This is a genomic window from Pinisolibacter sp. DMC19 (assembly GCF_056313985.1).
Genome location: NZ_JBQUZF010000003.1, coordinates 445337 through 458324, shown reverse-complemented (window position 1 = coordinate 458324; position 12988 = coordinate 445337). Strand labels below are relative to the sequence as shown.

Here is a 12988-nt window from a genome sequence, read left to right as displayed (position 1 = left end):
GCGACGGTCGACGAGACGCGGCGAGACGGCGCAAGACCGCCCGCCGCGGCGGACTCGAGGGAGGAGACGCTCGGGTCGAGGCGAACCCGCAACCCGACGCGTGCCCATTCCGAGGAATGGCCGCGTCCCGCTGCCGCGCATCCCGAGGAATTCCATGGCCATTCGCAATCTCGACGGCATCTTCCAACCCCGCTCGATCGTGATCATCGGACCGGAACACATCGGAGCGGGGGCGCTCGACGTGTTCTTCCGCAACTTCCGGCGGGCCGGCTTCAAGGGGCAGGTGACGCTCGCCGGCATCACGCCGCCGGCCGAGTGGACCGGCGAGGTCGTCGCCTCCTTCGCCGACTTCAAGGGCGCGGCCGACCTCGCGGTCGTGCTGTCGGGGGCGGACAGCGCGCTGGACGTGGTCGAGGCGCTGGGCGCGCGCGGCATGAAGGCGGCGCTGTTCCTGTCGCGCGGCTACGACGAATGGCCTCTCGGCGTCACCCGCCAGGTGCTGGCGGCGGCGCGCGCCCACGGCATCCGTCTGGTCGGGCCGGGCAGCCTCGGCGTCGTCAGCCCGCATGCCGGGCTCGATCTCTCACTCGCCGCGCGTGCGGTGAAGAAGGGCGAGCTGGCGCTGGTGTCGCGCTCGGGCGCGGTGATCAACTCGACGCTCGCCTGGGCCGAGGCCCACGGTATCGGCTTCTCCTCGGTCGTCTCGCTCGGCCAGAAGGTCGACGTCGACATCGGCGACCTGCTCGACCACTTCTGCGCCGACTATCGCACCCGCGCCGTGCTGGTGCAGCTCGAGGCGATCGGGTCGCCCTCCAAGTTCCTGTCGGCGGCGCGCGCCTGCGCCCGCACCAAGCCGGTGATCGTCATCCGCTCGGGAACCAGCCGCGACAACCGGATGGTCGGCAACACCCATTCGACCCGGCTCGCCACCACCGACTGGGTCTACGACGCCGCCTTCCGCCGCGCCGGACTGGTGCGCGTCGACAGTATCGACGAGCTGTTCGACGCCGCCGAGACCATCACCCGCGTCAAGCCGGTGCCCTGCCGCAAGGTGGCGGTGATCGCCAACGGCCGCAGCCTCGCCACCATCGCCATCGACCATCTCGCCAAGAACGGTGGCGAGCTCGCCGCCTTCTCGCCCGAGACCATCGAGGCCCTGTCGCCACTCGTCCGGCTCGGTCGCGAGGCCGGCAACCCGCTGACGCTGCCCGACGACGCCGATGCCGAGACCTTCGGCAAGGCGATCGAGGCGGTCGTGGTCGATCCGGCGGTCGAGTCCGTCATGGTGCTGCATGCGCCGTCGGTCTTCGTCGACGCCACCGAGGTCGCCAAGCGCATCGCCGGGATCGCCCAGGCGCAGGCCAAGAAGATCGGCCGCAAACGGCCGATCGCCACGTCGTTCCTGGATCTCACAGAAGAGGCCGACGCCATCCTCCATGCCGCCGGCGTGCCCTGCCACCCGACGCCCGAAGAGGCCGTGCGCTCCTTCGGCCATCTGGTGCGCTACATCCAGGCGCAGGAACGGCTGATGGCGATCCCCGAGCGCCTGCCGGAGAGCTACCAGCCGCGACGCGACGTGGGGCGTGCAGTCGTCGAGGCGGCGCTGGCGGAGGGCCGCGAGTGGTTGTCGCCGGTGCAGGTGCGCGATCTGCTCGCCGCCTACGACATCCCGGTGCTGCCGACGGTGCTCGCCCCCGACGCGGCGGCGGCGGTGGCGGCGGCGCGGCCGCATCTCGCCGAGGGCAAGCGTGTCGTCCTCAAGATCGCGTCGCGCGAGATCGCCTTCAAGTCGGACGTCGACGGCGTCAAGCTCGGCCTGCGCTCGGAGGCCCAGATCGAGGCCGCGGCGGCGGAGATGATCCAGCGCATCCGCGCCCGCTTCCCCGACAAGCACGTCGACGGCGTCATCGTCATGCCGATGGTCGAGAAGCGCTTCGGCATCGAGCTCCTCGCCGGCATCGCCGACGACGTCGTCTTCGGTCCGGTCGTGGTGTTCGGCCAAGGCGGAACCTCGGTCGAGGTGGTGGGTGACCGCGCCCTCGATCTCGTGCCGCTCGACATGAACCTCGCCACGGCGCTGATCGCCGAGACCCGCGTCGCCAAACTGATGGCGGGCTATCGCAACCGACCGCCGGTCGACGGCCACGAGGTGGCGCTGACGCTGTGCAAACTGTCGCGGCTGGCGATCCATCTGCCGGAGATCCGCGAACTCGACCTCAATCCGCTGGTCGCCGACCACGAGGGCGTCATCGTCCTCGACGCGCGGGTCCGGATCCAGCCGATCGTCGAGCGCACCGGCAAGATCGGCCATCCCCGCCTCGCCATCCGCCCCTATCCGAAGGAATGGGAGCGCGAGACGCAGCTGAAGGACGGCCGTGCCGTGCTGATGCGACCGATCCGGCCGGAGGACGAGGCGCTCTATCCGGAGTTCTTCACGCAGGTGACGCCGGAGGATCTGCGCCTCAGGTTCTTCGCACCGATCAAGGACTTCTCCCACGCGTTCCTGGCCAAGCTGACCCAGCTCGACTACGACCGCGCCATCGCCTTCGCGGCGATCGAGAAGCAGTCGGGCAAGCTGCTGGGCGCCGTCCGCCTCCACGCCGACCCCGACCACATCACCGGCGAATACGCCATCCTGCTGCGCTCCAACCTCAAGGGTCAGGGGCTCGGCTGGAAGCTGATGAAGCTGATGATCGAATGGGCCAAGGCCGACGGGCTGTCGGCGGTCAAGGGCGAGATCCTGCGCGAGAACCGCACCATGATCTCGATGTGCGAGGCGCTCGGCTTCAAGGTCCAGTCCTCGCCCGACGACGAGTCGGTGGCGCTCGTCACCCTGCCGATCGACAAGGTCGACGACCCGGCCTCGTTGCCGGGTCAGTGATCGCGCGCCGCCCGTGCGCGGGCGAGGGCTGCCCGGGCGGCGGCCTGCGTCTCCTCGGGGGTGCCGCCCGCGGGGACGCGGTACCAGTCGATGGCGCCGGGGTCGAGCGTCGTCTGGAAGGCGACCACCGCGGCATCGGCGTCCGAGGCGTCGCCGACGCGGGCGCCGACACGGGTCGCGGCGATCGCCGGATCGACGTCGAGCCAGAGGCCGACGAAGTCGGCCTCGGCCGCCTCGGCGATGGCGGCGAAGCGCGAACGTTCCTCCGGGTGGAGCGCCACGGCGTCGGTGACGACCGAGCGGCCGGCGGCCAGCGCCGCGGCGGCGGCGGAGACCAGCAGGCGATAGACACGGTCGGAGGCGGCGCGGGTGTAGAACTCCGGCCCCAGCCGTTCGGTCTCGTCGACGCCCGCCAGGATCTTGCGGATCTCGTCGGTGCGCAGCAACAGGGCGCCGGGCGAGGGCGCGAAGTCGGGGGAGAGCGCGCGGGCGAGCGTCGACTTGCCCGCCCCGGAGAGGCCGCCGAGCGCCACCAGACAGGGCCGCGCCGGCTCGACGTAGTCGTGGGCGGCGGCGAAGAAGCGACGGGCCGAGGCTTCCGCGTCCGCCCGCGCGGCCCCTTCCAGATGGGTCGAGGTGGCGGCGGCGATCTTGGCCCGGAGGGCTGCGCGCATCGAAAGCCAGGACGGCAGCGCGGCGAGCGCCCGGACCTCGGGCAGGAAGATCTCCTCGAGGTCGGCGAAACGCGGCCGCATGCTCTCGTGGCGCACCACCTCGACCAGCCAGCGGTCGAGCAGGCGACGGGCGGCGCGACGATCGCCGCGCACCTCGAGATCCATGATCAGGAAGGCGACGTCGTAGAGCATGTCGCCTGTGGCGATGGCGTCGTCGAACTCGATGGCGTCGAAGAGCTGGGCGCGACCGTCGATCACCGCTATGTTGGCGCAGTGCAGGTCGCCGTGGCCGATGCGGATGCGGCCGAGGCGGCCGCGCTCGATCACCAGATCGGCGACGTCGGCGAGCCGTTCCTCCGACAGGCGGGCGAGACGCTCGGCGGCGGCCGGCGGGAAGAGGTCGGGGCGATCGGCGAAGGCGACGCGGTTCTGGGCGAGATAATCGCGCACGTCGGCGAGCCAGTCTTCCGCGTCGCGCAGAGTGGCGCGGGCCTGGGCCTCGGCGATCTCGGCGGCGAGCGCCTCGACGAAGTCGCGTGAGAGCGGTTCGCGGCCGACGATGCGGTCGAGCGTCGCGGTCTCGTCGAAGCGGTTCATCTCGACCGCCCATTCGATCGGCTCGCCCGATCCGCCGATGGCGAGCGATCCGTCGGCCTCCCGCGTGATCGGCACGACGCGGCGGTAGATCGTCGGGGCGATCGGCCGATCGACGTCGATCTCGCGGCGGCAGGCGCGTTGCCTCAGCGCCAGGGTCGAGAAGTCGAGGAAGGGGAAGCGCGCCGGGCGCTTGATCTTGTAGGCGAGAGGGCCGGCGAGGAAGACCACCGCGGCATGGGTGTCGATGCGGGTGACCGCGTCGTCGCGCCCGTGCGTCGCGGGATCGGCGAGGAAGGCGGCGACCTTCTCCCAGGTCTCGAGCTCGGTATCGGTCGGCGCCATCGCGGTCGGTCCTTCACGGGCTCCGTCCCCGCCCTTGTCTCCCACCGACAGGGTGGCCGCGTCGTTGATGGAGGTCAATGTCGTTCGAGGGAAAGCCGAGATAGATTTCAACACGTTGCCGGGGAGGACCGCAGACGATGCCCGCGCTCAAGAAGATCCGCCTGAATCTCGCCCGCACCAAGGCCCATCCGGCTGGATCGGCACGGCACGGCTACGAGTTCGTCGCCCCCCTCGACGAGACCGGCCACATCGACGCCGAGGCCTGGAAGAAGGTGCGCGACAAGTGCCGCGTCCGCCGTTTCTGGGGCGACGAGACCGAGGATCTCGGCCATCTCGTCCATCGCCCCGGCGGCAGCTGGGCCTTCCGTTGGGACATCACCGGCGACGACGACGACGAGGCCGGCTATCGCTTCGGCGTCCATGCCTTCGGCGTCGGCGAGTACGTCTCGATCCGCGACGAGGACGGCGAGCTCAACACCTTCACCGTCGTCACCGTCCAACCGGTGTGACGCCTCCCGCACCGGCCGCATGGCGGCTCGGCGCATCCCCCCTTCAAAGGCGGGCGCGGGCGTGAGATGACCGTTTCCGAGAACAATCGGGAGCGGAACATGACGATCGAGAAGAGCGGAGCGCGGTTGCTGGTCGACACCCTCGAGGCCAACGGCGTCGAACGGGTCTTCCTCGTGCCCGGCGAGAGCTATCTCGCCGTCATCGACGCGCTGTCCGAGAGCCCGATCGTCACCGTCACCGCGCGGCAGGAATCGGGCGCCGCCTTCATGGCCGAGGCGACGGGCAAGCTCACCGGCCGCCCCGGTATCGCCATGGTGACGCGCGCGCCGGGCGCCACCAACGCCTTCGCCGGCCTCCACGTCGCCGAGCACGACTCGACGCCGATGATCCTCTTCGTCGGCCAGATCGAACGCTCCTTCCGCGAACGCGGCGCCTTCCAGGAGATGGACTTCCGCAAGGTCTTCGGCTCGGTCGCCAAGTGGGTCGCCGAGATCGACAGCGCCGATCGCATGGTCGAGATGGTCAACCGCGCCTTCGCCGTGGCGACCAACGGGCGGCCGGGGCCGGTCGTGCTCGTCCTGCCCGAGGACATGCTGGTCGAGACCGCCGCCGCGCCGGCCGAGATCCGCCCCGCCCCGATCGTCGAGACCCATCCGGGTGCGGCGCAGATGTGGGACCTGCAGAAGCGGCTGTGGGCGGCGAAGAAGCCGCTCGCCATTCTCGGCGGCTCGCGCTGGAGCGAGAAGGCGGTCCGCCAGTTCGCCCGCTTCGCCGAGAAGTTCGATCTGCCGGTCGCCTGTTCCTTCCGCCGCCAGATGCTGTTCGACCACGCCGATCCGCACTACGTCGGCGACGTCGGCTTCGGCATCAATCCGGCGCTCGACGCCCGCATCCGCGAGGCCGATCTGATCGTGATGGTCGGCGGCCGTTTCCAGGAAGTGCCGAGCCAGAGCTACGCGCTGCTCGACGTGCCCTTCCCGAAGCAGAGCCTCGTCCATGTCCATGCCAGCGCCGAGGAGCTCGGCCGGGTCTATCGGCCGGATCTGGCGATCCATGCCTCGAGCGCGGCCTTCGCCGCCGCCGCGGAAGGCCTCGAGCCGCCGCCGGCCGGCGTCGCCTGGGCCGACTGGCGCACGGCTGCACGGGCCGACTGGGAGGCCTGGACCGGCACGATCGCGCCCAATCCGGGCGCGGTGCAGCTCGCGACGGTGTGGGAGCACATGCGCGCCGTCCTGCCGGACGATGCGATCTTCACCAACGGCGCCGGCAACTACGCGATCTGGCTGCACCGCTTCTGGCGCTTCCGCAAGTTCGGCGCTCAGGCCGCGCCCTGTTCCGGCTCGATGGGCTACGGGCTTCCCGGCGGCATCGGCGCCAAGCTCGTCCACCCCGACCGGCCGGTGATCGTCTGCGCCGGCGACGGCGATTTCCAGATGACCTCTCAGGAGTTCGCCACCGCCTGCCAGTTCGGCGTCGCGGTCGTGGTGATCGTCTTCGACAACGGCATCTGGGGCACGATCCGCATGCACCAGGAGCGCGAGTTCCCCGCCCGCGTCCATGCGACCAAGCTGGTGAACCCCGACTTCGCGGCGATCGCCGAGGCGCATGGTGCCTATGGCGCGACGGTGACGACGTCGGAGGACTTCGGCCCGGCCTTCGACGCGGCACTCGCCTGTGGCGGGCCGGCGCTGATCCACGTCCATCTCGATCCGGAAGCCATCACCCCGCGCACCACGCTCGCCAAGATCCGCGCGGCGGCGCAGAAGCAGGGCTGAGGCGGCGCGCGGTCACTTGCGAGTGATCCCGGCGGGATCGATCTCGACATCGGCCGTGCGTGCCCGCAGGTTCGCCTCCGCAATGCGAAGCGTGGGCCCCACGCGCAGGCGCGCGATGCAGGAGACGTGCGGTTGGCAGACGGGACGGCGACGAACGAGCGAGACGCGGCGGACGAGACCCCGACGACGGCGACCACGCCGCGGCTGGCCTTGGTGCTGTCGGGCGCGCTCCTGACGATGATCCTGGCGGCGCTCGACCAGAACATCGTCAACACCGCCCTGCCGCGCATCGTCGGCGATCTCGGCGGCATGGCGCACCTGTCGTGGGTCGTCACCGCCTTCATGCTGACCTCGACCGCCACGACGACGCTCTACGGCAAGCTCTCCGACCTGTTCGGCCGGCGCCTGTTGATCTTCGTCGCCGTCGGGCTCTTCCTCGTGGGCTCGCTCGCCTGCGGCTCGGCGCGCTCGATGGGCGCGCTGATCGCCTTCCGGGCGCTTCAGGGGCTCGGCGCCGGTGGCCTCCTGGTGCTGGCCCAGTCGGTGATCGGCGACGTCATCTCGCCGCGCGAGCGACCGCGCTATCAGGGCCTCTTCACCGGCACCTTCGCGCTCGCCTCGGTCGCCGGGCCGGTGCTCGGCGGCGCCATCACCCAGATGTTCTCGTGGCGCTGGGTCTTCTACATCAACCTGCCGATCGGCCTCCTGGCCCTCGTCATGATCGCCGTGGCGCTGCCGCGCTCGCCGCGACGCGAGACGATGCCGATCGACTGGATCGGCGCGGGCCTGCTCACGGGGGCGACGGCGAGCTTCCTGCTGCTGCTCGCCTGGGGCGGCAACGAATTCCCTTGGGCCTCGATCGAGGCCGCGGGCCTCCTCGGCCTGACGGTGCTGCTCGCCGGCGGCTTCCTGGCGCAGGAGCGCCGTGCCGACGATCCGCTGATCCGCCTGACGCTCTTTGCCAACGTCGTCTTCCGTCGCGGCGTGACGGTCGGCGGCATGATGGTCTTCGCCATGATGGGCTCGACCGTCTTCCTGCCGCTCTATTTCCAGCTGGTGCTCGGCATGGCGCCGGCGACCGCCGGAGCGATGCTGCTGCCGCAGGTGGTCGGCATGGTCACGACCTCCTTCGTCGGCGGCACGCTGGTGTCGAAGAGCGGGCGCAATCGGCCGTTCCTGCTGACCGGCATCGGGCTCGAGGCGGTGGCGCTGGCGAGCCTCGCGGTCTTCGCCTGGATGGGGGCGCCGCCGATGGTGTTCCTGGTGTCGATGGCGCTGCTCGGCCTCGGCATGGGCATGGGCATGCCCAACATCACCGTGGCAGTGCAGAACGCCGTCGCCCACCGCGAGCTGGGGGCGGCGACCGGCGCCATGACCTTCGCCCGTTCGCTCGGCGGTGCGCTCGGGGTCGCGACCTCCGGCACGATCATGACGCAGAGCCTTTCCGGCGCCTTCGGCCACATCGGCGGCATCGACGTCGCCGATCTCACCGCCCACGGCGTCGAGGCGCTGGCGCGCTTCACCCCGGTGCAGCAGGCGATGGTGTCGGACGTCTATCGCGGCGCACTGACCGGCTGTTTCCTGCTCTCCGGCGTGGTCATGACCATCGCCTTCGTGCTGGTGTGGGGCTTGCCCGACACGCTGCTGCGCGACGCGATCTCGGAAGAGTGAGCACCGCTCGTCCGCCTCGTGCACAGCGGCAGAGAGCGGAGGTCCTTCATCCTGAGGTGCGAGCGAAGCGAGCCTCGAAGGGCGAAGGACCGATGGGCACCGCCCGTCGACGACTTCGTGTTTCGAGGCCCGGCTGCGCCGGGCACCTCAACATGAAGCCGAACAAGGGGCATGGAGCCCGCCCTATCCAATTCCCGATCACCCCAGCAGATCGGCGAGCGCCAGCGCCACCACCTTGGTCGCCTTCCTGAGATCCTCGAGCGGCAGGCGCTCGTCGGCGCGGTGGGCGTTGGCCTCGGTGATGGTGCGCGGGCCGGCGCCGTAGAGGACGATCGGCACGCCGGCATCGGAATAGTGGCGGGCGTCGGTGTAGAGCGGCACGCCCTTCACCCCGATCTCCTCGCCGAAGATCGCGGTCGCGTGCTTCGTCAGCGCCGCCGAGAGCGTCTCGGAGCCGGCGAGCGGGGTCAGCGGGCGGGCGAGCAGGATGCGGTTGACGGTCACGCGGGCGCCGGGCACCGCCGTCACGGCTTCCGCGATCAGCGCGCGCAGGCCCGCCTCGACGGTCTCGGCATTCTCTTCCGGGATCATGCGGCGATCGAGGCGGAGCTTGACCTTGTCGGGGACGACGTTGGTGTTGATGCCGCCCTCGATCAGGCCGACCGTCAGCTGCGGGCTGCCGATGCCGGGCGTCGCCGAGACGGTCTCGGCCAGCGTCTCGCGGTGGGCGTAGAGCCCGACCAGCACGCCGGTCGCGGCCTCCAGCGCATCGACGCCGGTGAAGGGCATCGCCGCATGGGCGGACTTGCCCTCGACCACGACCTCGAGATGGAGACAGCCGTTGTGGGCGTCGACGACGGCATAGGAGAAGCCGGCGGCGATCGCGTGGGTCGGTTTGGAGAGGCCCTCGTCGAGCAGCCACTTCGGGCCGATCTCGCCGCCGGCCTCCTCGTCCCAGGTGCCGTGGATCTCGAGCGTGCCGTTGAGCGCGACGCCGGCCTTCTCCAGCGCCAGAAGCGCGAAGGCATAGGTGGCGAAGTCGCACTTCGACACGGCGACGCCGCGGCCGTACATCCAGCCGTCGCGGATCTCGGCGCCGTAGGGGTCGGCGGTCCAGCCTTCGCCAGGCGGCACGACGTCGCCGTGGGCGTTGAGGGCGATCACCGGGCCGCCCTTGCCGAAGGACTTGGCGGCGATGATGTTGGTCGCCGAGATCATGCCGTTGGCCTTGACCAGCGCCTCGGGCACCGGGTGACGCGAAACCGCGAAGCCGCGGGCCTCGAGTTCCTTCGCCGTCACCTCGGCATGGGCGGCGCAGTCGCCGGGCGGGTTGTCGGAGGGGCACTTCACCAGCGCCGCCACCATGGCGACCTCGTCGTCGAAGGCCTCGTCGACGAGGGCGGAGATGCGAGCGGCAAGATCGGCGGTCATGGGTCTGTCCGGTGTTCTGGCGGGTGATCAGGGCTTGGAATGGAGCTTGCGGCCAGCGACGCGGGTCTCGCGCACGCAGCGGTCGTCGGCGAGGATGGCGAGGGCGAAGAGCCGGTCCTCGAGCGTCTCGGAAAGGTCGTCGCGGACGGCGAGGAGGTCGGTGGCGCGCGGGTCGAGCACGACGAAGTCGGCGAAGCGGCCAGGCTCGAGCGAGCCGATCTCGGCCTCGAGGCCGAGGGCGCGGGCATTGCCGAGCGTCGCCCAGTAGAAGCCTTCGGTCGCCGTCATGTCGGAGCCGCGCAGCCGCGCGATCTCGATCGCCCGGCCGATGGTCGCCGGCATCGAGAAGGACGTGCCGCCGCCGATGTCGGTGGCGAGCGCCAGACGCACCGGGCGGTCGGGGTTCGACAGCCCTGCGCGATCGAAGAGGCCGGAGCCGAGGAAGAGGTTCGAGGTCGGGCAATGGACCGCGACCGAACCGCTCTCCGACAGCCGTCGCCGCTCCGCCTCGTCGAGGTGGATGGCGTGGCCGAAGAGCGAGCGGGGGCCGAGAAGGCCGAAACGGTCGTAGACGTCGGTGTAGCTCGCGGCCTTGGGGAAGAGCGCACGGACGGTCTCGATCTCGCGCGGGCTCTCGGAGAGATGCGTCTGCATCAAGACCGTCGGGTTGGCACGGACGAGCTCGCCGGAAAGCCGCAGTTGCGTCTCCGTCGAGGTGATGGCGAAACGCGGCGTGACGACGTAGCGGGCGCGGCCACGGTCGTGCCACTTGGCGATCAGCGCGGCGCTCTCGGAAAAGCCCCGCTCGGGATCGTCGCGGACGGCTTCCGGGCAGGCGCGGTCCATCAGCGTCTTGCCGGTGGCGATCCCCATGCCGCGCGCCTCGGCCGCCGCGAAGAGCGCATCGGCGGCGACCGCATGCGACGAGGAATAGGCGACGGCGAAGGTCGTGCCGTGGGCGACGAGGCGATCGAGGAAGGCTTCGGCCGAGGCTTCCGCATGCATGCGGTCGGCATATCGCGCCTCTTCCACGAAGGTGAAGCGCTCGAGCCATTCGAGCAGATCGCGCCCCGGCGCGGCGAGCATCCGCCACTGCGGGAAATGCACGTGGGTGTCGATGAAGCCCGGCATCAGGATCGCCGCGCCGTGGTCGACGCGGGTCGAGCCCGCATGGCCGCCGGGGAGATCCGCCGCCTCGCCGATCCAGGCGATGCGGCCGTCGTCGCCGACGATCACTGCACCGCGCTCGTGGTAGCGCACGGCGGCGGGGCCGGCGACCGCCGGATCGTCGACGAAGGAGAGGACGCGGGCGAGATGGATCTCGGTCATGCCGCGCGCTCCTTCTCGGCCAGATCGAGGATGGTGCGCGTCAGCGCCTCGATGCCGAGGCCGATGTCCTCGGGGTCGGACCATTCCAGCGGATTGTGGCTGATGCCGGCCTTCGAACGGATGAAGAGCATGGCCGAGGGGATGGTGCGCGCCATCGCCATGGCGTCGTGGCCGGCGCCCGAGGGCAGACGGCGGACGTCGAGGCCGAGCGAGCCGACGGCGCGGGCGAAGGCGGCCTGCAGGTCCTCGTCCATCGGGCAGGTCGGCACGTCGACGTGACGTTCGAGCGTGAAGCCGAGGCCGCGGCGGGTGGCGATGCGCTCGGCCTCGTGGCGAATGCGATCGAGGGCGACGAGGCGCGACGTGTCGACGCCGGCGCGGACGTCGAGGCTCGCCTCGACCCGGCCGGGGACGACGTTGCCGGCGCCGGGGTGGACGTTCACCCGGCCGATGGTGGCGACGAGATCGTTGGTGCCCTGACGGCCGACGCGTTCGACCGTCAGCGCGATCTCGGCGAGGCCGGCGAAGGCGTCGCGGCGCAGGTCCATCGGCACGGTGCCGGCGTGGCCGGCCATACCTTCGAGCCGCATCACCATGCGGGTCTGGCCGGCGATCGAGGTGACGACGCCGAGCGGCAGGCCCCAGTGCTCGAGACGCGGGCCCTGTTCGATGTGGATCTCGAGGAAGCCGACGACGTCTGCCGGATCGATCCGCGCCGCCTCGATCGCGTTGGTGTCGCAGCCGAAGGCGGCGAGCGCCTCGGCGAGGCTGACGCCGTCGCGGTCCTTCACCGCGAGCCACTCGCGGCGATAGGTGCCGGTCGCCGCCGAGGACGACGACAGCGGCGAGGGAAAGCGCACGCCCTCCTCGTCGCCGAAGGCGAGGATCTCGACGTCGAAGGGAAGCGAGAGACCGCGGCGGGCGATCTCTTCCAGCGCCAGGATGCCGCCGACGACGCCGAGGCAGCCGTCGAGCTTGCCGGCGTCGACCACGGTGTCGATGTGGGAGCCGATCAGCAGCGTCCGCCCGCGTCCGGGCGCATCGGCGGTACGACGGCCGCGCAGGGTGGCGACGGCGTCGACCGAGGTCGCGAGGCCCCGCGCGCGCATCCAGCCGCCGACGAGGTCGATCGAACGGGCGTGCGACGGCGACAGATAGGTACGGGTGACGCGACCCGGCTCCTCGGTGACGAGGGCGAGCTCGTCGAGGAGGGCTTGCGCGAGGTGGCCGAGTTCGGCGGGCGAGCGGGGGACTTCGGTCACGGTTCGACGCGATCCTCGAGGCGGAAACGAACGATGCGGGCTATCTGGCGGATCGCCTCGGCGGTTTCGACGGCCGGCTCGTTCGGCAGACGGGCCTCGAAGGCATCGAGGATCGTCGCCTTGGTGGCACCCTTCACCGCGAGGATGAAGGGGAAGCCGAACTTGGCGCGCCAGGTGTCGTTGAGCCGGGTAAATCGTTCGAACTCGACCTCCGTCAAGGTGTCGAGCCCGGCGCCGGCCTGCTCGCGCTTCGATTCGTCGGCCATGGTGCCGGCGCGGGCCGCGCGCCCCGCGAGGTCGGGATGGGCGCGGATCAGCGCCAGCTGCGCGTCGAGCGAGGCCGCCGAGATCGCCGTGACGAAGGCCGAGATCATCGCCTCGCGGCTCGCATAGGGCCGCACCGCCGCGGCGGTCTCGGCGACCCACGGCGAATGCTCGGCGACGTCGCCGAAGAGGGCGACGAAGTCGGCCGGGCCGAGGGCGTTCACCGTGGCGAGCGTCGTTGCCATGGGCATT

9 protein-coding genes are annotated in these 12988 nt (G+C 70.9%); 4 read left to right on the top strand and 5 right to left on the bottom strand.

What is annotated here, in order from left to right; translation table 11 throughout:
• The first annotated feature begins 154 nt into the window (after positions 1–154).
• A complete protein-coding gene (locus tag ACT53U_RS10220; RefSeq protein WP_476154720.1) occupies positions 155–2881 on the top strand; it encodes a bifunctional acetate--CoA ligase family protein/GNAT family N-acetyltransferase in 2727 nt (908 codons plus the stop codon).
• On the opposite strand, the gene ACT53U_RS10215 is transcribed toward ACT53U_RS10220, so the two are convergent.
• Positions 2875–4494: a bifunctional aminoglycoside phosphotransferase/ATP-binding protein gene (locus ACT53U_RS10215; RefSeq protein ID WP_476154718.1), complete on the bottom strand. Its 1620-nt coding sequence runs from the start codon at positions 4492–4494 to the stop codon at positions 2875–2877. The genes ACT53U_RS10220 and ACT53U_RS10215 overlap by 7 nt on opposite strands.
• 137 nt (positions 4495–4631) lie before the next feature.
• Here ACT53U_RS10215 and ACT53U_RS10210 point away from each other — a divergent pair, with 137 nt between their 5' ends.
• From ACT53U_RS10210 to ACT53U_RS10200, 3 genes are all read left to right on the top strand, one after another.
• Entirely contained in the window at positions 4632–5003 is a 372-nt protein-coding gene (locus tag ACT53U_RS10210) for a hypothetical protein (protein ID WP_476154716.1), read from the top strand.
• 99 nt (positions 5004–5102) lie between these two features.
• Positions 5103–6779, top strand: coding sequence for a thiamine pyrophosphate-binding protein (locus tag ACT53U_RS10205; RefSeq protein ID WP_476154714.1), 1677 nt, complete (start codon positions 5103–5105; stop codon positions 6777–6779).
• A gap of 132 nt (positions 6780–6911) precedes the next feature.
• Positions 6912–8450, top strand: coding sequence for an MDR family MFS transporter (locus tag ACT53U_RS10200; protein WP_476154712.1), 1539 nt, complete (start codon positions 6912–6914; stop codon positions 8448–8450).
• 198 nt (positions 8451–8648) lie between these two features.
• Here ACT53U_RS10200 and ACT53U_RS10195 read toward each other — a convergent pair whose 3' ends face one another.
• The 4 genes from ACT53U_RS10195 to uraD are packed head-to-tail and all read right to left on the bottom strand — an operon-like array spanning position 8649 to position 12981.
• On the bottom strand, positions 8649–9881 hold the full coding sequence (locus tag ACT53U_RS10195) for a M20/M25/M40 family metallo-hydrolase (RefSeq protein ID WP_476154710.1): 1233 nt from the start codon (positions 9879–9881) through the stop codon (positions 8649–8651).
• Positions 9882–9908: 27 nt separating this feature from the next.
• Positions 9909–11210, bottom strand: a complete 1302-nt coding sequence (gene guaD / locus ACT53U_RS10190; protein ID WP_476154708.1) for a guanine deaminase — start codon at positions 11208–11210, stop codon at positions 9909–9911.
• On the bottom strand, positions 11207–12472 hold the full coding sequence (locus tag ACT53U_RS10185) for an allantoate amidohydrolase (RefSeq protein WP_476154706.1): 1266 nt from the start codon (positions 12470–12472) through the stop codon (positions 11207–11209). Before ACT53U_RS10185 ends, guaD begins: the two co-directional genes overlap by 4 nt.
• A complete protein-coding gene (uraD, locus tag ACT53U_RS10180; RefSeq protein ID WP_476154704.1) occupies positions 12469–12981 on the bottom strand; it encodes a 2-oxo-4-hydroxy-4-carboxy-5-ureidoimidazoline decarboxylase in 513 nt (170 codons plus the stop codon). The genes ACT53U_RS10185 and uraD overlap by 4 nt, the downstream gene beginning before the upstream one ends.
• Positions 12982–12988: the final 7 nt, after the last annotated feature.